Annotated in this window: 18 protein-coding genes; 12 read left to right on the forward strand and 6 right to left on the reverse strand. The window is 65.8% G+C overall.

Going from position 1 to position 17974, the window contains the following annotated elements; all coding sequences use genetic code 11:
* Positions 1–80: 80 nt before the first annotated feature.
* From BUR94_RS04515 to BUR94_RS04525, 3 genes are all read right to left on the reverse strand, one after another.
* Positions 81–425, reverse strand: coding sequence for an Hpt domain-containing protein (locus BUR94_RS04515; protein ID WP_074255045.1), 345 nt, complete (start codon positions 423–425; stop codon positions 81–83).
* Entirely contained in the window at positions 425–1369 is a 945-nt protein-coding gene (locus tag BUR94_RS04520; protein WP_074255046.1) for a response regulator, read from the reverse strand. Before BUR94_RS04520 ends, BUR94_RS04515 begins: the two co-directional genes overlap by 1 nt.
* A gap of 138 nt (positions 1370–1507) precedes the next feature.
* The gene (locus BUR94_RS04525; RefSeq protein WP_074255047.1) at positions 1508–2917 is read right to left on the reverse strand and encodes a sensor histidine kinase; all 1410 of its coding nucleotides are present in this window, start codon (positions 2915–2917) and stop codon (positions 1508–1510) included.
* A 190-nt stretch (positions 2918–3107) separates the two neighbouring features.
* On the opposite strand from BUR94_RS04525, the gene BUR94_RS04530 reads away from it, so the two are divergent.
* Both BUR94_RS04530 and BUR94_RS04535 read left to right on the forward strand, forming a co-directional pair.
* On the forward strand, positions 3108–3872 hold the full coding sequence (locus BUR94_RS04530) for an acyl-homoserine-lactone synthase (protein WP_084192915.1): 765 nt from the start codon (positions 3108–3110) through the stop codon (positions 3870–3872).
* 102 nt (positions 3873–3974) lie between these two features.
* The gene (locus tag BUR94_RS04535; RefSeq protein WP_074255048.1) at positions 3975–4373 is read left to right on the forward strand and encodes a response regulator; all 399 of its coding nucleotides are present in this window, start codon (positions 3975–3977) and stop codon (positions 4371–4373) included.
* 22 nt (positions 4374–4395) lie between these two features.
* Here the strand turns inward: BUR94_RS04535 and BUR94_RS04540 are convergent, their stop codons facing one another.
* Both BUR94_RS04540 and BUR94_RS04545 read right to left on the reverse strand, forming a co-directional pair.
* A complete protein-coding gene (locus BUR94_RS04540; protein ID WP_074255049.1) occupies positions 4396–5454 on the reverse strand; it encodes a response regulator in 1059 nt (352 codons plus the stop codon).
* Positions 5455–5707: 253 nt separating this feature from the next.
* On the reverse strand, positions 5708–6361 hold the full coding sequence (locus BUR94_RS04545) for a GntR family transcriptional regulator (RefSeq protein ID WP_074255050.1): 654 nt from the start codon (positions 6359–6361) through the stop codon (positions 5708–5710).
* A 154-nt stretch (positions 6362–6515) separates the two neighbouring features.
* On the opposite strand from BUR94_RS04545, the gene BUR94_RS04550 reads away from it, so the two are divergent.
* The 6 genes from BUR94_RS04550 (at position 6516) to BUR94_RS04575 (ending at position 12511) form a co-directional block, all read left to right on the forward strand.
* Positions 6516–7499, forward strand: coding sequence for a TRAP transporter substrate-binding protein (locus BUR94_RS04550; protein WP_074255051.1), 984 nt, complete (start codon positions 6516–6518; stop codon positions 7497–7499).
* Positions 7500–7563: 64 nt separating this feature from the next.
* Positions 7564–8127, forward strand: coding sequence for a TRAP transporter small permease (locus tag BUR94_RS04555; RefSeq protein ID WP_074255052.1), 564 nt, complete (start codon positions 7564–7566; stop codon positions 8125–8127).
* Positions 8124–9404, forward strand: coding sequence for a TRAP transporter large permease (locus BUR94_RS04560; protein ID WP_074255053.1), 1281 nt, complete (start codon positions 8124–8126; stop codon positions 9402–9404). The genes BUR94_RS04555 and BUR94_RS04560 overlap by 4 nt, the downstream gene beginning before the upstream one ends.
* The gene (locus BUR94_RS04565; RefSeq protein WP_074255054.1) at positions 9401–10417 is read left to right on the forward strand and encodes a 4-hydroxythreonine-4-phosphate dehydrogenase PdxA; all 1017 of its coding nucleotides are present in this window, start codon (positions 9401–9403) and stop codon (positions 10415–10417) included. The genes BUR94_RS04560 and BUR94_RS04565 overlap by 4 nt, the downstream gene beginning before the upstream one ends.
* Positions 10418–10430: 13 nt before the next feature.
* Positions 10431–11606: an L-rhamnonate dehydratase gene (locus BUR94_RS04570; RefSeq protein WP_074255055.1), complete on the forward strand. Its 1176-nt coding sequence runs from the start codon at positions 10431–10433 to the stop codon at positions 11604–11606.
* Positions 11603–12511, forward strand: coding sequence for a dihydrodipicolinate synthase family protein (locus BUR94_RS04575; RefSeq protein WP_074255056.1), 909 nt, complete (start codon positions 11603–11605; stop codon positions 12509–12511). Before BUR94_RS04570 ends, BUR94_RS04575 begins: the two co-directional genes overlap by 4 nt.
* A 43-nt stretch (positions 12512–12554) precedes the next feature.
* Here BUR94_RS04575 and BUR94_RS04580 read toward each other — a convergent pair whose 3' ends face one another.
* A complete protein-coding gene (locus BUR94_RS04580; RefSeq protein WP_074255057.1) occupies positions 12555–13622 on the reverse strand; it encodes a DUF475 domain-containing protein in 1068 nt (355 codons plus the stop codon).
* 327 nt (positions 13623–13949) lie between these two features.
* Here BUR94_RS04580 and BUR94_RS04585 point away from each other — a divergent pair, with 327 nt between their 5' ends.
* From BUR94_RS04585 to BUR94_RS04600, 4 genes are all read left to right on the forward strand, one after another.
* Positions 13950–15233, forward strand: coding sequence for a flavin-containing monooxygenase (locus BUR94_RS04585; RefSeq protein WP_074255058.1), 1284 nt, complete (start codon positions 13950–13952; stop codon positions 15231–15233).
* Between the two features lie 79 nt (positions 15234–15312).
* The gene (locus BUR94_RS04590) at positions 15313–15756 is read left to right on the forward strand and encodes a type II 3-dehydroquinate dehydratase (RefSeq protein ID WP_074255059.1); all 444 of its coding nucleotides are present in this window, start codon (positions 15313–15315) and stop codon (positions 15754–15756) included.
* The gene (locus tag BUR94_RS04595; RefSeq protein WP_074255060.1) at positions 15753–16688 is read left to right on the forward strand and encodes a 2-hydroxyacid dehydrogenase; all 936 of its coding nucleotides are present in this window, start codon (positions 15753–15755) and stop codon (positions 16686–16688) included. The genes BUR94_RS04590 and BUR94_RS04595 overlap by 4 nt, the downstream gene beginning before the upstream one ends.
* 298 nt (positions 16689–16986) lie before the next feature.
* Entirely contained in the window at positions 16987–17952 is a 966-nt protein-coding gene (locus BUR94_RS04600; protein WP_074255061.1) for a TRAP transporter substrate-binding protein, read from the forward strand.
* The last annotated feature ends 22 nt before the right edge of the window (positions 17953–17974 follow it).

A 17974-nucleotide genomic window follows, 5' to 3' on the forward strand; every position in this document is an offset into this window, starting at 1 on the left:
CCTTTTCAGCCGTCTTGCCCAACCTTGTCGCCCGGGACCCGGCGGTCAGGCCGGGTTCCGGGCGACCTGGAAGGAACGGTCTACCCGGCGAGCACGGCGCGCATCTCGCGGGTCATTCTCTCGACGGCTTCCGAGAGGTCTCCTTCGTGCCGCCTCTGTCTCAGGTCATCTTCCAGACGCGTCGCAAGCCGACCCAGCTGCGTGTAGCCGAGCGTGGCGGCGACGCCGGTGATCTTGTGTGCCCGGTGCGCGATATCCGCGATGGCGGCATCATCCCACAGCGAGGGCGGAATGCCCGCGATCTCCTCGAACACCGGCAGGTGCTCTTCGAGCGATTGCAGGAAGGCGACGCGCACGGGTTGCAGCATCGCGGCCAGGGCGTCGGCATCGGGGAAGCCGTGATACATGGGGTTGCCCACACCCATCACGCGCTCTTGCGGGCAGAGAACTGCGACCCGATGGACCGGGCGCGCGCGGAGTTGATCGTGTCCTCTATGGCTTCGTCGATGTTGCGGCGCGAGAAGAACGAGCCGCGGCCCGGCTTGCCGGCGCGCACGATCGGGAAGCAGTTGTTGAGGTAGGTTTCCTGATACTCTTCCAGGGCGCCGTTGATCATGCTTTCCAGCTGATCGGCGGAGACCATGGGGGCGGCTGTGGTGACGGCGATGAAATCGCCGCAGCCCGCGTAGGCGAGCACCATGTTGTGCACCTTGAGGGTGTCGACGATCACCTCGGCCACGTCGGCCATGATGTCGAGAAACTCCTCATCGGTGGTGCGGACATAGATGTTGGCGGCGTTTTCCACGCAGAACCCGACGCGTTGGCTCATGGCAAACCGCGGGCGGCCGATGGCCTTGAGGTAGTTGCGCAGCGCGTTGTAGGAGATCAGCCCGTTCACGTCGGGCGGGGTGATCGGATCCTCGAAGTCGAACTGGTGCTGGCGCGATGCGGCCTCGCTGAGCTGCGACTGCATGGCCGCGGTCTGGTTGCGCGATTCGTGGACCCGGCGGATCGACGACATGCGCGCCCGGAACTCGATGGGCTCGAGCGGCTTGGTGATGTAGTCGTCGGCCCCGGCCATGAAGGCCTTGTCGATATACTGGCGGTCGTACATGCCGGTGACCATGACGATCTGGGTCTCGCCCGTGCGGTCGAGGGACTTGAGGATGCTGGTCAGCTCGATGCCATCCATCTCGGGCATCTGGATGTCGACGAAGATGCAGTCGAAGCTGTCATCGCGGCCATTCACGATCCGCAGGGCTTCGGCGCCGGACTCGGCGACGCAGAGCTCCCTTATGTCCTGGCTGCGGAGGACGGCCTCGAAGGCCTGTCGGAACACCGGGTCGTCGTCAACGATGAGGACTTTCATATCTCCGCTCCTTTGCTGATTTGATTCGTATTGGCGCAATGTGGCAATTCTGCGATCTGTCTTGGGTGGTGTGGCCATATTGCGATTCTTCCTGAAGCTGTGTGGCGGGAGGCCGGCGGGGGCGTTGGGTTTCATCTGTCAGCTGGCGAGCGATGCGCGTCGGATCTCGGGTTCGGCGGCGGCTTCGGGGGCGGCGGCACCGGCCGGACCGTCCGGCTGCAGCATGAGCTCGAAATAGAAGGTCGTGCCGCGCTCCTCGTTGCCGAAGAAGTCTATGATGCCGTCATGGGCGGTGATGATCTGCTTGGAGATGTTCATGCCGAGCCCGGTTCCGCCGATCTTGCGGGTGTCGGAGGAATCGACCTGGCTGAACTTGTCGAACACGCGCTCGCGGTCGGCATCGGAGAGGCCCTTGCCCTGATCGATCACCGAAACCCGGACCCGGTCCGCGATGGTCTCGACGCGCACCCGCACCTTGCTGCCCTCGGGCGAGAACTTTGCGGCGTTGGAGATCATGTTGCTCAGGACCTGCTCGATCCGGGTCGCGTCGCCCTCCACGTAGAGCGGCTTGCCCGGCCCCTCGAACTCGACCCGCACCCCGAGCCGCGTGGCATAGGGCGCATTGGTATCGACCGCGTGCTCGATCTGGCTCGACAGGTCGAAGGTGGTCATGTTGAAGGGCATTCTGCCGGCCTCGATCTTCTGCATGTCGAGGATCTCGTCGATCAGGTCGATGAGGCGGGTGCAGTTGCGCTTGGCGATGGCCATGACCTGCACCGCCTTGTCGGAGAGCGGCCCTAGGTGGCCGGCATGGGCGAGGTCGATCGAGCCCTTGATCGAGGTCAGCGGCGTGCGCAGCTCGTGGCTCATGGTCGAGACGAACTCGGTCTTGGCCTTGTAGGCCTCCTGCGCCCGGTGGTTCTCGATCTTGAGCGCCTCCATCTGGTTCACGCTGGAGCGGTAGAACGAGAGGTAGATGCGCGAGCAGTCGATCACGAAGTAGAGCACGAAGACGCTGGTGAAGAGCTGGGCCCAGAGCTCGGAATCGATCCCGGCGCCGGTCACGACGATGTCGCGCACCGGGATGAAGACGAAGGCGCCGGCATAGAAGGCCAGGCGCAGGATGAGAACCGGCAGGATGTGGTGGTTGTTCATCGCGGCGAAGAGCGCGGCGGCGAAGAGGAAGAAGAGCGACATGAAATGCGTGCCGGGGCCCTGCACCACGGCGATCGCCACCGAGTAGAACACGATGACCCCTGCGCTCAGGATGGTGCCGATGCAGATCCGCCGCAGATGCTTGCGGGCGGCCTTGCGGTCCTTGCCGTCCCAGGCGAGCACCTTGCCGAAGATGACCAGGTCGTAGACCTCGGAGACCGCGATCAGCGCGCCGGTGATGAAGGCCAGTTCGAGGCTGTAGTAGTAGCCGGCGAGCACGAGCGCCGCGCCGAAAATCATCTGGCGCTGCAGCACCAGGTTCTTGCCGACCTCGGCATAGTCCTTCATCTGCCGGGCCAGGAACTCGACGTCTTCGGTTTCGAAGCGTCTCATGTTGGCTACTCTTTGATACACCCCACCACTCCGATGTTTCACGTCCCGGCAGGTCCGGGATTGTTCTCAATAGTGCGCGTAAAACACACCTTGAACGTGTTTACGGGTTGGTCGTGGCAACAATGTGGCGAAAGTTGGCAACCGGAGAGATAGTGGTAAATGGGAATCACTACTTTACGTTGAGGAAAGCATGGGGCATTTTGGGCAGATCGGGCCGAGCAAGGCCCAGAGGATCTTCCCTCAGCTGGACACTCCCGGGGTCGTCACGCATTACGCCGTGCGCCTGCCCGACAGGGAAAAACCGCTCCCGAACATGCTGGAGAACATCCTTCGCCCGTCCAGCGGGCTCAGGGCAACCACACTTTCGCTGGAGACAATGCATCACCACGGCGACCTGATGGTCAAGTACCTCAGGGCCAGGCGCGATGTTTTTATCGTCGCCAAGCGCTGGCAGCTGCCCGAAACCGCCGGCATGGAGTTTGACCAGTACGACACGCCGGAGGCCCGGTGGATCGTGGTGCACGAAAGGGACGAAGTGCTTGCCGGCATCCGGATCGCGCCCACCACCGCCCGCTGCGGCCTGCACAGCTACATGATCCGCGACGCGCAGCTCGGTCTGCTCGACGGCCTGCCGCTGGATCCGCTCTACGAGGCGGCCCCGGTCAGCCCGAAGATCTGGGAGGCGACGCGGCTCTTTCTGCTCGACAAGGTCCCGGCCCAGCGCCGCGCCGACGTGCAGCGCGTGCTCATGCTGGAGATGGCTGCCGCGGCGCGCAGGGAAGGGGCGGAGCAGGTCATCGGCATCGTTCCGGCCGTCTTCCAGCGCTGGTTGAACCGGATCGGCATGAACGCGGTGCCGGTGGGGCCGCGGTTCGAACTCGACGGCGACCGCTCGCAGGCCGCCCTGTTCGACGTTCGGGGCGAACCCGGTGCGCAATCGGGTTCCGTGAGTTAATCCTGTATCTCGGGTACGTTTTCTTGTTAGGCTACAACTGCCGGTTTAACCGGTGGGGCAAGGACGATGGGGCGCCGGGCCGAGGCCCGGTGAAGCGACAGTATGACCGAAGCAGGAGAGAAGCCGCGCATATTGCATGTCGATGACGATGACGACATCCGCGCGATCGCGCAGATCGCGCTCGAAGTCGTGGGCGGATTGACCCTGGCGCAATGCGCCAGCGGGGCCGAAGCGCTGGACATCGTCGAGGATTTCGCCCCGGACCTCTTTCTGCTCGACGTGATGATGCCCGGCATGACCGGAGAGGAAACGCTGGCCGCGCTCCGGGAGCTGCCCGGAATGGGCAGCGTGCCGGTGGTCTTCATGACCGCGAAGGCGCAGGTGAACGACGTGGAGCACCTGATGACGCTGGGCACCGCGAAGGTGATCGCCAAGCCCTTCGACCCGCTGACGCTGGCCGCGGAGATAGAGACGATCCTGGCGGAGAGCACCGCGCCGTGAGCCAGCGGCGGACGCGCGCGAGTTACTCGCGCTCGCCCGTGCCGGCCTTGCGATCCGACGATCCCGAGAACATCCGGGTGCTCAGCCCGAGCCGCGGGCGTCGTGGCACCACGGCGCCACTGCGGAGCCGGTTGCGGTCGAGATCGCGCTGGAGGCGGTGCATCAGGCTTTTCTCCGAGACCTTGGCAACGGCGGTGCGCAGGGCATCGACGGCACAGGAGCCCGATTGCAGCGGCAGGTCGGCGACGAGGTGGCTGCTCAGGTGGATCTCGCGGGGCTCGAAGCCTTCGCCGCTCACGGTGAGGGCGCCGGGCTTGGCCGGAAGGGCAGGCACGTCTGACCGGCGCCGCTTGCCGTTGACGACCACACAACCGAACACGCCATCGCCGGTGTAGCACAGGTAGTGCTGCCGCGGGGCGATGCTGCGCGAAATCCCGAGGGCAACCTCGGAGAGCAGGGCGCGGAAGGCCTCCTGCGACAGATCCTGGTAGATCTGCTCGATGTCATCGACCCGAAACGCGCAGACCGCCAGGGCAAAGACCTTTTTCGGGAGCAGGCAGAGGGCCTTCTCGAGGTCGCGCTGCGTGATGCACTGGCTGCGGGCCTCGAGATCGAGAGGTTCGGCCAGCGTCGATTGCACCAGCGAGTCGAGCCGGGTCTGAAGCGCCTCGGTGGCCTTCTCGAGGCCGAAGGACTTTTTCATGTGGTCGGTCAGCAGGCAGGCCGTCCGGATCCTGGCACCGAGTTCGAGGCCCCGGAGCGGCTTGGTCACGTAGTCCGTGGCGCCGGCCTTGAAGGCGGCATCAATGGAGGCGTCGTCGAGTCGCGCGGTGAGCATCAGGATGGGCGCGAAGCGATAGGCCGGGTTGTTCCGGATGTGGCGGCACAGCGCGATCCCGTTCTCGCCCGGCATGCAGATGTCGAGCAGGAAGCAATCGTAGGAGCTATCCTTCGCCTTGATCAGGCGAACGGCCTCGTCCGCGTTCTGGGCCGTTTCGACCTGGTCGTAGCCCGCCTCCCGGAGCACTGACTCGAGCAGCGCGAGAAAAGTGGTGTCGTCGTCGACGGCAAGGATCTTCATTTCGGCTCCTAGCGTGAATCTTTCGCCCGCCAAGCACACGGCACAGGACTTTAGCGTACTCACAAAACAATCTTAGCGAGTGGTTTCGACCTCACGCTGATCCTCGATTGCGGCGTAAGGGTGACCAGATTTGGCGCAGGCAGAGATGTTTTTGGGGTTCTTGCGGGGCCGCGGCGCGCAGCCTGGCGTGACGAGCCCGCGGGTCGGCCCCGGCAGCCGCCGGCCAGCCTGGCCCGTGCCGCCAGCGCGGGGGCTAGATGCTGTCCTTCACCCGGTCCCAGGTTCTCTTGAGGTGCGTGGCCATGGCCGTGCCGAGGCGCTGGCCGTCCCGGTCCTCGAGGGCGCGCACCATCTCCTCGTGGTCGGCCACCGCACCGGCCCAGGAATCGGGCTTCTGGTTGCCGATGTAGCGGATGCGCTTGAGGCGGGCCTGGATGTTTGCCTGCATTTCCAGCAGGGTCTCGTTCTTGGAAAGCTCCGCCAGCCGCGAGTGAAACTCCTGGTTCATCTTGTAGTAGGGCATGCGGTCGCGGGTGCGGTAGCAATCCATCATGCGGTTGTGCAGGGCGATCAGGCCGGTCACCTCCTCGTCGCTGGCGCGCTCGCAGGCCAGCTCGCCGGCCAGCTTTTCGAGATGCCCGAGAACCTCCAGCATCGAGAACACATCCTCCGGGGTCAGCTTGCGCACGATGCTGCCCTTGGAGGGCCGCACGATCACCAGCCCTTCGGCGGCCAGGGTGCGCAGGGCCTCGCGGAAGGGGGTGCGCGACACGCCCAGTTCCTCGATGAGATGCGCCTCGTCGATTCGGCTTCCGGGCTCCAGGCGCCCCTCGATGATCAGGTCTCGCACGCGGCTTGCGACCTGGTCGTGCAGGGAGCGGTTGGTAATGGCAATCGACGACGCCATCTCTAAGCCTCTGTTTTAACGACATTCGATGCGTCGCGCCGACGCCGTGCCACAGTATCCACAAGAACCTTGCAGGTCCATACCTGCCACATGTATACAAAATACATTAAGCGGATATGCGTAACGCGATCCGCAAGGGAGAGGAGTCCAAGCAATGAAAACCCTTCGTAACGGCGGATTCGCCGGTCTGGTCGTTTGTGCGATGTCGATGACCGCGGCGCCCACGCTGGCAGATACCTACATCGTCGCCGTCGGCGCGGCATCCAATAGCCTCCAGGGGCGCAGCGCGGCCAAGTTCGCCGAAGACCTGCAGGCCGAGCTGGGTGATGCCCATACCGTCGAGTTCTACGCCGACGGCCAGCTCGGTGACGAGAAGGAGCTGATGCAGAAACTCCGCCTCGGCACCGTCCAGTTCACCCTGATCTCTTCGATCATGACCAACGTCGCGCCCGAGTTCGCGCTCTTCGACATGCCGTTCCTCGTGCAGGACCGCGCCCACCTGAAAGCTATCGACGCCGAGATCGTGCAGAAGGATCTCGCCCCCAAGGCCGAGGCGGCCGGGCTCAAGGTGCTGTCGACCTGGGAGAACGGCTTCCGCCAGATCACCAACAACACCCGCCCGATCAACACGCCCGCCGACCTGGCCGGGCTGAAGATCCGCACGCCCTCTTCGGAGTGGCGCGTGTCGATGTTCAAGGAGTGGGGCGCCAACCCGACGCCGATGTCGTTCTCCGAGGTTTTCGTGGCGCTCCAGACCGGCACCATGGACGGACAGGAAAACCCGCTGACCAACATCACCGGCGCAAACTTCCAGGAAGTGCAGAAGTATCTCAGCCTCACCGGCCACGTCTACTCGCCCACCTACCTGACCAGCGGCCTCGAAAGCTGGAACGGCCTGCCCGATGACGTGAAGGCCGCCGTGACCAAGGTTGGCGCTGCGGTTCAGGACTGGTCGCTCGCAGAGGGCGAGACCGCCGACAACGAGCTGGTCGACAAGGTCAAGGCTGCGGGCATGGAGGTCAACCAGGCCGACAAGAAAGCCTTCATCGAGGCCTCCGCGCCGGTCTACGCCGCCTTTGCCAGCCAGGTCGAGGGTGGCGAAGAGCTGGTGAGCCGCGCCCAGGCGCTCGCCGAGTAACCGAGGCAGGCAGCCGGCCGGCAGGCCCGGCCGGCTGCCCCCATTCCGAAGGAAGATCTCCGCGATGGTCGCGAAATTCGAAAAGGCGCTGCTGTGGGTGATCGAGACGATCTGCCTGGCGCTGCTCATCATCCTTGCTCTCTCGGTCATCTACTCGACGACCATGCGCTACCTCGGCGCGTCGCCCTCCTGGTACGACGAGATCGCCAGTGTCCTGCTGGCCTGGCTCACCTACTTCGGCGCGACCTACGCGCTGTTCCTGCGCCAGCACATGAGCTTCGGCGGCATCGTCACCGCCCTGCCGCGAAACGCCGCCGTGGCGCTGGCGCTCGTCTCCGAGGTGCTGGTGATCGGCTTCTTCGCCGTGGTCGCCTGGTATGGCAACGCGGTGCTTGCGGTGGCCAGGTGGGACTCGCTCCTGAGCATCCGCTGGATGACGCTCGACATCGTCCAGTCGGTGATCCCGATCACCGCCATTCTCATGATCATCGGCACGCTGCTGACCATGCCCCGCGCCCTGCGCAACGCCGCGGCCGGCATCGACACCGATCACGCCGAAATCGAACAGGCCATCGCCGACGCCGAACGCGAGAATGCGGACGCGTCCCGTAAGGACGACACCAAATGATCCTGCTTTTCACCACGATCGCCCTGATCGGGCTGATCCTCATGAACGTGCCCATCGCCGTCGCCATCGGCATCGTGGCCCTCGCCGGGCTGATGCTGACCCCCGGTGGCGCGACCCTCTACGACATGGCCATCGCGCTCTATTCCGGGTCAACCTCCTTTCCGCTGATCGCGATCCCGCTCTTCATCCTGGCCGGAAACCTGATGAACACCTCGGGCATCTCGGTGCGGCTGATCAACTTCGTCACCTCGCTGATCGGCTTCGTCCGGGGCGGCCTGGGGATGGTCAACATCGGCGTGTCGATGGTCTTTGCCGAGATCTCGGGCTCCGCCGTGGCCGATGTGGCCGCGACCGGAACCGTGCTCATCCCGGAGATGAAGAAGCGCGGCTATTCGCGCACGCTCGCGGCGGCGATCACCTCCTCCTCGGCCTCTCTGGCCATCATCATCCCGCCCTCGATCCCGATGATCCTCTACGGCGCGATCGCCGAGACCTCGGTGCTCAAGCTCTTCGTGGCCGGTGTGGTGCCGGGCATCCTGGGCGGCGTCCTTCTGATGGCGGTGACCTACGTGCTGGCGATCCGCTACGACCTGCCGCGCGCCGAGGGCTTCGACCTGTGCCACATCTGGAAGTCGTTCAAGGAGGCGATCTGGGCGCTGCTGATGCCGGTGATCATCCTCGGCGGCATCTTCTCGGGCGTCGTGACCGCGACCGAAGGCGCGGGGCTCGCCGTGCTGGCGGCGCTGGTCATCGGCATCTTCATCTACCGCGATCTCGACGTGTCGCGGCTGCGCAAGGTGATGCTCGAGGGCGTCAGCCAGACCGGCGTGGTCATGCTGCTGGTGGCCACCTCGGCGGCGCTGGGGCTGTTCCTGACCCAGGCGCAGGTGCCGCAGCAACTGGCGAAGCAGATCACCGAGTTCACCACCAACCCGCTGGTCGTCCTGGCGCTGCTGAACCTGCTGCTGCTGGTGCTGGGCATGTTCCTGCACGGCGCGGCGGCGATCATCCTGGTGGTTCCGGTGGTAATGCCGCTGGTCAACGCGGTGGGCATCGACCCGATCCACTTCGGGATCATGGTCACCCTCAACCTGGCCATCGGCCAGCAGACCCCGCCGGTCGCGTCGGTGCTGATCACCTCCTGCTCGATCGCCAAAGCGGGCATCTGGGAGACCTCGCGCGCCAACCTGCCGTTCATCGGCGTCCTCGCCTTCATTCTCTTGCTGGTCACCTACGTGCCGCAGGTGTCCCTCGCTCTTACGGACCTCATCCAATGACCGAACCGAAACCACGTATCGCCATCATTCCCGGAGACCCCTCCGGGATCGGACCGGAACTGATTGCCAAGCTGCTGCACGAGGAGGGGGTGCGGGAGGCCGCAGACATCCTGCTGGTCGGAGACGAGCACCTGTGGCAACGCGGTGCCGAGCAGGCCGGGCTCGACCTCGAGCTGACCCGGATCGGCGAGGCCGAGATCGACGGGCAGGCGGGGCTCTCCTGGCTTCCGATGGAGACGATCGCGCCGGAAGAGGTGGAGGTTGCCACGCTGAGCAGGGCAGGGGGCGCGTGCAGCCTGCGCTGCCTCGACAAGGCGCTTGACCTCGCCCTCGCCGGAAAGGTCGATGGCGTGCTCTTCGGCCCGTTCAACAAGGCCGCGCTGACCAGCGCCGGGATGAACGCCGAGGACGAGCACCGCTACATGGCCCGCTACCTCGGCTTCGAGGGCTACCACAGCGAGATCAACGTGCTCGACGAGTTGATGACGACGCGGGTGACCAGCCACATCGGCCTGCGCGACGTGGCCGAGAGGATCACGGCGAAGGCGGTGGAACAGGCCATCGGCCTTGCCGAAACCACCCTGCGGCGCGCCGGCAAGGGCCGCCCCCATGTCGCGGTGGCGGCGCTCAACCCGCATGCGGGCGACAACGGCAAGTTCGGCCGCGAGGAGATCGACATCCTCCAGCCGGTGATCGAGGCGGCGCAGCGCGAGCAGCGCAACGTCTCCGGCCCCTGGCCCTCGGACACGGTGTTTCTGAAGGCGCAGCGCGGCGAGGTCGATGCGGTGGTGACCATGTATCACGACCAGGGCCAGATCGCGATCAAGCTGATGGGCTTCGACCGCGGCGTGACCGTTGCCGGCGGCCTGCCGGTGCCGGTTGCCACGCCCGCCCATGGCACCGCCTTCGACATTGCCGGACAGGGCCTCGCAAATGTCGGCGCCACCCTGCAAGCCTTCAAACTGCTGGTCCGCATGGCCACCAACCACCGTGCCGCCCGCGCGGCCGCCTGAGAGGAAGACCCCAATGACCAAGATCAAATCCATCCGCACGCGGGTCTGGAACTGGACCGGCCCGACCGTGCCGCCGACGGGCAACTTCTGCACCAACGCCTCCGATGCGCTCTGGATGAAGGGCGATGCGATGGCTTCGTTCCGCTTTCACCAGTGGCTCACCTGCGAGGTCGAGACCGAGGATGGCACCATCGGCATCGGCAACGCGGCGCTTGCCCCTTCGGTGGTCAAGAAGGCCATCGACGACTGGTATGCCCCGCTGGTGGTGGGCGAGGACCCCTTCGACTACGCCTACATCTGGGAAAAGATGTATCGCCGGACCCATGCCTGGGGCCGCAAGGGCATCGGCATGACCGCGATCTCCGCCATCGACATCGCGATCTGGGACCTGATGGGCAAGCTGGTGGGCAAGCCGGTGTTCAAGCTGCTGGGCGGGCGCACCAAGGAGAAGATCCCGGTCTATTACTCCAAGCTCTACGCCGGGCCGGTGGAGAGCATGCAGGCCGAGGCCGAGGAGGCCATGAAGAACGGCTACACCGCCTACAAGTCGCGCTTCGGCTACGGCCCCAAGGACGGGATGCAGGGCATGCGCGAGAACCTCAAGCGCGTCGAGGCGCTGCGCGAGGTGATCGGCTACGACAACGACCTCATGCTCGAGTGCTACATGGGCTGGAACCTCGACTACGCCAAGCGGATGCTGCCCAAGCTGGCCAAGTACGAGCCGCGCTGGCTGGAGGAGCCGGTCATCGCCGACGACGTCGAGGGCTATGCCGAGCTGAACGCCATGAACATCGTGCCGATCTCGGGCGGCGAGCACGAGTTCTCGATCATCGGCTGCGCCGACCTGATCCGCAAGAAGGCGGTGAGCGTGCTGCAATACGACACCAACCGGGTCGGCGGCATCACCGCGGCGCAAAAGATCAACGCCATCGCCGAGGCGGCGCAGATCCCGGTGATCCCGCACGCCGGGCAGGTCCACAACTACCACCTGACGATGGCCAACACGAACTGCCCGATCTCCGAGTATTTCCCGGTCTTCGATGTCGAGGTGGGCAACGAGCTGTTCTACTACATCTTCGAGGGCGACCCGGAGGCGGTAAACGGCTTCCTGCAGCTCGACGACGACAAGCCCGGCCTCGGCATCGAGATCACCGACAAGCACCTCGCGCATTTCGAGATCGTCGAATGAGCTGGAGCGGAATCTGGCCGGTCGCGCCCACGCCCTTCCACGACGATGGCACGCTCGACCTGGAGGGCATGAAGCGGGTGCTCGACTGCATCATCGACCAGGGGGCCGATGGCATCTGCATCCTGGCGAACTTCTCGGAGCAGTTCCTGCTTTCCGACGAGGAGCGCGAAGTGCTCACCCGCCTGTCGCTGGAGCATGTGGCGGGCCGGGTGCCGGTGATCGTGACGATCAGCCACTATGCCACGCAGATCGCGGTGGAGCGCGCGCGGCTGGCCCGGTCGCTTGGGGCCGCGGCGGTGATGATGATGCCGCCCTACCACGGCGCGCTCCTCAAGGGCACGCCCGAGCAGAGCTATCAGCAGTTCCGCGCGGTGGGCGAGGTGGGCATTCCGATCATGGTGCAGGATGCGCCGCTGTCGGGCGTCGAGCTGCCGGTGTCGCTGCTGGTGCGGATGGCCCGCGAGATCGAGCAGGTGCGCCTGTTCAAGATCGAGTGCCCGAAGGCCGCCAACAAGCTGCGCGCGCTGATCGCCGAGGGCGGTGACGCCATCGAGGCGCCGTTTGACGGCGAAGAGGGCATCACGCTGCTGGCCGACCTCGACGCCGGGGCGACCGGCTCGATGACCAGCGGCATGATCGTGGACCAGATCAAGCCGGTGATCACGCTGTACCGCGCGGGCGACATCGAGGGTGCCACCGCGGCCTACGGGCGGGTGGCGATGGCCATCAACCACGAGAACCGCCAGTGCGGCTGGCAGTCCTGCAAGCTGGCGATGGTCGAGGGCGGGGTGATCGGCTCGGAGTTCTGCCGCGACCCGATCGCGCCGCTGCACCCGGCCATCCGGCAACGGATGATCGACCTGCTGAAACCGCTCGACCCGCTCGTGCTGCGCTGGGGGAAATGAGCGGGGCACTTTCGGCCGCGCAGGGCGCGCGGCCGATCCTGCCTCACCTGAGAGACGACCAGAACGACAGCCCGATCAGCGCCGCGCCGCCCAGTCCGGTGATGACCTCGGGGATGTGCACGACGGATTGCGCAAACATCACCACCGAGAGCGCGATGATGGCGTAGAAGGCGCCGTGCTCGAGATAGCGATACTCGGCCAGGGTGCCCTTTTCCACCAGCATGATCGTCATCGAGCGCACGTACATCGCACCGATGCCCAGGCCGATGGCGATGACGAAGAGGTTCTGGCTCAGGGCGAAGGCGCCGATCACGCCGTCGAAGCTGAAGGAGGCGTCGAGCACCTCGAGGTAGAGAAAGGCCCCGACCCCGCCCTTGGCCGCCGTCCCCAGCGATTGCTGCGAACTGTCGAGCAGCCCGCCCACGACCTCGACCAGCAGAAAGGTCAGCAGGCCCCAGATCGCGGCGGAGAAGAACACCTGCACCTCGGGCCCTTCGAGCAACCGCGAAAAGCCCATCGCGACAAGCAGCACAACCGCCACCTCGACGCCGCGAATGGTGGCGTATTTGGCCATCCTCTGCTCCAGCCAGCGCACCCAGTGCACATCCTTCTCCCGGTCGAAGAAGAAGCTGAGGCCGACCATCATCAGGAAGGCCCCGCCGAAGGCTGCGATGGGCAGGTGGGCGTCATGCATGATGCGGGCGTATGCCTCGGGCTGGGCGGCGGCGAGCACCACGGCCTGCCAGGGCCCGATGTTGGCGGCGATCACCACGATCAGCAGCGGAAAGACGATGCGCATCCCGAAGACCGCGATCAGGATGCCCCAGGTCAGGAACCGGTGCTGCCACTCCGGGCGCATGTGCTTGAGCTTGTTGGCGTTGACGATGGCGTTGTCGAACGACAGCGAGATCTCCAGCACCGCAAGCACCGAGCAGATGAACACGATGCCCAGCGTGCCCGCGGCGGTGCCTGTGGTGATCCAGCCCAGCCAGGCTCCGAGCAGGATGCCGAGCGCGGTGACCAGGAAGGCCCATTTGAAGTAGGACAGCATGCTGCGACCGGACGCAGCATCGCGCCCCGCCTCCGCCGGGAGGTGTGATCCTTGTTCCATTTTGCAAACTGGTTCCAGGCGGCTGGAAGAGGTCAGGTGCCGACATCACGGAAGCGCCGCCACTTCCGCCAGAGGGGCCCGGTCACCGGTTGATCGCGCAGGAGCGCGGCCCCAAGGTAAGGCTCCGCCGCGCGTTGAGCAAGTCCTCCGTGAGCCGCCGCGCGCGGGGCGGGAGGGGGCAGAGAATCTTTTTCCTCTCCGCTGCCAAGGAATATTCTACTTTTCACTTGCCGCAACGAACGCCACCTTTTGCCGGAACACAGGTTGGCGGGGCGCCGAGGCGCGGCCCGCGCGCCACGGGCGATTTCAGGATTTCAGGGACGTGACATGACAGTTGAAACCACCGATACGCTGATCGTCGGGGCCGGGCAGTCGGGGATCGCGATGAGCGAGCACCTGCGCGACCTCGGGATTCCGCACCTGGTGCTGGAGCGCAACCGGGTGGCCGAGCGCTGGCGGTCGGAGCGGTGGGACTCGCTCGTGGCCAACGGCCCGGCCTGGCACGACCGCTTTCCGAACATGGAATTCGACGATGTCGATCCCGACAGCTTTCCGGCCAAGGAGCGCATGGCGCGCTACTTCGAGGACTATGCCGCGATGATCGACGCGCCGATCCGCACCGGCGTGGAGGTCAAGCGCGTGCGCCGGGCCGAGGGCAAGCCGGGCTACCGGGTGGAAACCTCGCAGGGCGTGATCGAGGCGCAGCGCGTGGTCGCGGCCACCGGGCCGTTCCAGGCCCCCGCCATGCCGCAGATCGTGCCCGAGAGCGCGGGGCTGATGCAGCTGCACTCCTCGGCCTACAAGAACCCCGCCCAGCTGCCCGAAGGGGCGGTGCTCGTGGTGGGTGGCGGCGCTTCGGGCTCGCAGATCGCCGAGGAGCTGCACCGCGCGGGCCGCAAGGTCTTTCTCTCCATCGGCGAGCACTATCGCCCGCCGCGCAGCTATCGCGCCCGCGACTACTGCTGGTGGCTCGGTGTGCTGGGCAAGTGGGACGAGATCAAGATCGACGCCAAGAAGAAGCACGTGGCCTTCGCGGTCAGCGGCTACGACGGCGGCAAGACCATCGACTTCCGCCGCCTCGGCAACATGGGCATCACCGTGCTCGGGCTGACCCAGGACTACGAGGGCGGCGTTCTGCACTTCGCCGATGACCTCGTGGCCAACCTCGCCGAGGGCGACCGCGCCTATCTCGAGGTGCTGCGCGAGGCCGACGATTACGTCGCCCGCAACGGCATTGACCTGCCCGAAGAGCCGGAGGCCTGGGAGATCCAGCCCGACCCGGATTGCGTGACCAACCCGGTGCTGGAGCTCGATGTGAAGGAGGCCGGCATCACCTCGGTCGTCTGGGCCACCGGCTTCAGGTTCGATTTTTCCTGGCTCGACGTGCCCGGCGCCTTCCGCGATGGCATGCCCTTCCACAAGCGCGGCATCTCCGCCGAGCCGGGCATCTACTTTCTCGGCCTGCCGGAGCTGACCAACCGGGCCTCGTCCTTCATCTACGGCTGCTGGTATGACGCCAAGTACCTGGCCACCCACGTGATGGTGCAGCGCAACTACACGGCCTATCGCAAGGACGTGTCGGTGCCGGGAGCCGAGCGCCGGGCGGGCTGAGGCCTGCGCGCATGCCATGACCAGACCGGCACCGCCTGCGCCGGTCGATGCATTCATGCAGGGCCAGGAAGGGAACGCCATGCCGAAAATCGTCTTCATCAACGGCCCCAACGCCAACCTCTACGGGCTCGATCCGAGCGGCACCTACGGCTCCGACAGCTTTGCGACGATCGAGCAGAAATGCCGGGACAAGGCCGCCGAGCTGGGGATTGATCTGGAGTTCCTGCAAAGCAACCACGAGGGCCAGATCATCGACTGGATCCAGGCCGCCCGGCGCGATGCGCAGGGGATCATCATCAACGCCGCCGGGCTGACCTATACCTCCATCGCCATCCTCGACGCGCTGATGGCCTTCGACGGCCCGATCCTCGAATGTCACATGAGCAACATCCACAAGCGCGAGCCGTTCCGGCACCATTCCTACATCTCCAAGGTGGCGACCGGCATCATCGCCGGGCTGGGCCTGCGCGGCTACCTGCTGGCGCTCGCCGCGATGGGGGAGATGGTCGGGGAGGGGGCATGAGCCGCGACATCCTCGCCTTCTATTCTGCCTTCGATCCTTTCGAGCCCTGGCGCGACGCGCTCGCCCCGCACCTGCCCGATGTCGAGATCCTGCGCGCCGAAGATGTGACCGAGCCCGAGCGCGTGCGTTTCACGCTGGTCTGGAAGCCGCCGGCAGGGTTCTTTGCCCGCTTCCCCAACCTCGCCATGGTCATCAACCTCGGCGCCGGGGTCGATCAGCTGGTGGCCCGCGACGACCTGCCCGATGTGCCGGTGACGCGGCTCTCCGACCCAGAGATGGGCCGGATGATGGCGGGGTTCGTGCTTTTCTCCGTCCTCCGCCATGCCCGCGAGATCCCCCATTTCGAACAGGCCCAACGCGAGAGCCGCTGGTCCTACCGCCACCCCAAACGCGCCGCCGATATCTGTGTGGCCGTGCTCGGGCTGGGCGAGCTGGGCCGTCTCGCGGCGGAAGAGGTGGCACGGCAGGGCTTCGACACCCACGGCTGGGCGACCCGTCCAAAGGACATTGCGGGCGTCGTCTCGCACCACGGGCCCGAGGCGCTGCGCCCGCTGCTGGCACGGGCCGACATCGTGGTCTGCATGCTCCCTCTGACCCCCGGCACCCGCGGCATGATCGACGCCGGGCTGCTCGCGGCCTTCAAGCCGGGGGCCGCCTTCGTGAACGTCTCGCGCGGCGAGATCGTCGATGAACCGGCGCTGGTGGGGGCGCTCGAAAGCGGCCGGATCGGCAGCGCCACGCTCGATGTTTTTGCCGCCGAGCCGCTGCCCGAGACCAGCCCGCTCTGGCAGATGCCCCGCGTGCTCGTCACCCCGCACCTTGCCTCCGTCGCCATCCCCGAAAGCGCCGCCGCCCAGATCGCCGCCAACATCCGCGCGATCACCGAAGGCGCACCGGTTGCAAACCGGGTGGACCCTGCGCGGGGCTACTGATTTCCGCGCAAGTCTGACCAAGATTTGGGCAGCACAAATTTCCACTCTTCAGGCGCGGCCCCCGGCGGGCCGCGTTTTGCTTTGTTTCACAGGGTTTTAGCTGGCGGAATGGAAATGCCTAACCAGCGAAAAGGAATATACAAGTTGTTGGAATTCGCGCCGCTCCGCAGCCTTGAGGCATGAGCGGACGACGGGCCCGTTGCCTTGCAGTAAGGCACAACGCGCGGCGACCAATCTCCACAACCAGCCGCCCCGGGAGGCGGAACACGCGCCCTGCGCGCATCAACGGGAGACGACGATGAAACTGCTTTCCTTTACCCTTGCCACGGTCCTTGCCGCAGTGCCGGTGAGCCACGCCTTGGCCGATACCCCGATCAAGATGGCGGTCGAAACCCCGCCGGGTGATCCGCTGAACCTGATGCTCACCACCTTCCGCGACACGCTTTCGCAGGGCGGCGGCTTTGTCCCCGACTTCTACGAAAGCGGCGCCCTGGGCGACGAGGCGGCGCTGACCGAGCTGTTGCGCGCCGGACAGGTCGACGTGGTGCCGCTGGGCTCCGACGTGGTCGAACTGGACAGCAAGTTCGCAGTGTTCGACCTGCCCTTCCTGTTTGACGACAAGGCGACCGCCCGCGCCGCGCTCGACGGGGCTCTCGGCGAAAAGCTCACCGCCTCGCTGCGCGAGACAACCGGCCTTCAGGTGCTGGCCTACGGCGAGCTGGGCTTCCGGGCCATCTCCAACTCCGTCCGCCCGATCGAAACGCCTGCCGACCTTGCGGGCCTCAAGCTGCGTACCCCCGGCTCGCAGACCCGGATCATGGCCTTCACCGCGCTGGGCGCCGCCCCCACCCCGATGCCATTGGGCGAAGTCTACGTGGCGCTCCGTCAGGGCGTGATCGACGGGCAGGAAAACCCGCTCTCGGTGGTCAAGGAGTTTTCCTTCGACGAGGTGCAGGAGTTCGTGTCCCTCACCAACCACGTCTACACGCCGATCACGCTGGCCATGGCCGGCTCGGCCTGGGACGCGCTCACGCCCGAGGAGCAGGCGGCGGTGACGGCGGCGGCCAAGGCGGGCGCCGAGGCGACGCGGGTGCAATCCGATGAAAGCGACGCCTCGCTGGTCTCGGAGTTCGAGGCCGCGGGCCTCAAGGTGAACACTCCCGACCTCGCCGCCTTCAAGGAGGCCGCGGCCCCGCTGCGGGCCGAGTTCGCCGCCATCATCGGCGAAGAGTTCCTCTCGGACGTGGAAGGTAGCCTGAAGTGACCGGGGCATCGGATTTGACGAG

It is taken from the genome of Vannielia litorea, assembly GCF_900142295.1.
In the GTDB taxonomy this organism is placed as follows: Bacteria; Pseudomonadota; Alphaproteobacteria; order Rhodobacterales; family Rhodobacteraceae; genus Vannielia; species Vannielia litorea.

Excerpts from the sequence above, each read along its gene's own strand:
- BUR94_RS04520 (WP_074255046.1), bottom strand. The coding sequence starts at position 1,369 with ATGAAAGTCCTCATCGTTGACGACGACCCGGTGTTCCGACAGGCCTTC.
- BUR94_RS04570 (WP_074255055.1), top strand. The coding sequence starts at position 10,431 with ATGACCAAGATCAAATCCATCCGCACGCGGGTCTGGAACTGGACCGGC.
- BUR94_RS04550 (WP_074255051.1), top strand. The coding sequence starts at position 6,516 with ATGAAAACCCTTCGTAACGGCGGATTCGCCGGTCTGGTCGTTTGTGCG.
- BUR94_RS04595 (WP_074255060.1), top strand. The coding sequence starts at position 15,753 with ATGAGCCGCGACATCCTCGCCTTCTATTCTGCCTTCGATCCTTTCGAG.
- BUR94_RS04575 (WP_074255056.1), top strand. The coding sequence starts at position 11,603 with ATGAGCTGGAGCGGAATCTGGCCGGTCGCGCCCACGCCCTTCCACGAC.
- BUR94_RS04525 (WP_074255047.1), bottom strand. The coding sequence starts at position 2,917 with ATGAGACGCTTCGAAACCGAAGACGTCGAGTTCCTGGCCCGGCAGATG.
- BUR94_RS04585 (WP_074255058.1), top strand. The coding sequence starts at position 13,950 with ATGACAGTTGAAACCACCGATACGCTGATCGTCGGGGCCGGGCAGTCG.
- BUR94_RS04540 (WP_074255049.1), bottom strand. The coding sequence starts at position 5,454 with ATGAAGATCCTTGCCGTCGACGACGACACCACTTTTCTCGCGCTGCTC.
- BUR94_RS04555 (WP_074255052.1), top strand. The coding sequence starts at position 7,564 with ATGGTCGCGAAATTCGAAAAGGCGCTGCTGTGGGTGATCGAGACGATC.
- BUR94_RS04560 (WP_074255053.1), top strand. The coding sequence starts at position 8,124 with ATGATCCTGCTTTTCACCACGATCGCCCTGATCGGGCTGATCCTCATG.
- BUR94_RS04530 (WP_084192915.1), top strand. The coding sequence starts at position 3,108 with ATGGGGCATTTTGGGCAGATCGGGCCGAGCAAGGCCCAGAGGATCTTC.
- BUR94_RS04590 (WP_074255059.1), top strand. The coding sequence starts at position 15,313 with ATGCCGAAAATCGTCTTCATCAACGGCCCCAACGCCAACCTCTACGGG.
- BUR94_RS04565 (WP_074255054.1), top strand. The coding sequence starts at position 9,401 with ATGACCGAACCGAAACCACGTATCGCCATCATTCCCGGAGACCCCTCC.
- BUR94_RS04545 (WP_074255050.1), bottom strand. The coding sequence starts at position 6,361 with ATGGCGTCGTCGATTGCCATTACCAACCGCTCCCTGCACGACCAGGTC.
- BUR94_RS04580 (WP_074255057.1), bottom strand. The coding sequence starts at position 13,622 with ATGGAACAAGGATCACACCTCCCGGCGGAGGCGGGGCGCGATGCTGCG.
- BUR94_RS04535 (WP_074255048.1), top strand. The coding sequence starts at position 3,975 with ATGACCGAAGCAGGAGAGAAGCCGCGCATATTGCATGTCGATGACGAT.
- BUR94_RS04600 (WP_074255061.1), top strand. The coding sequence starts at position 16,987 with ATGAAACTGCTTTCCTTTACCCTTGCCACGGTCCTTGCCGCAGTGCCG.
- BUR94_RS04515 (WP_074255045.1), bottom strand. The coding sequence starts at position 425 with ATGGGTGTGGGCAACCCCATGTATCACGGCTTCCCCGATGCCGACGCC.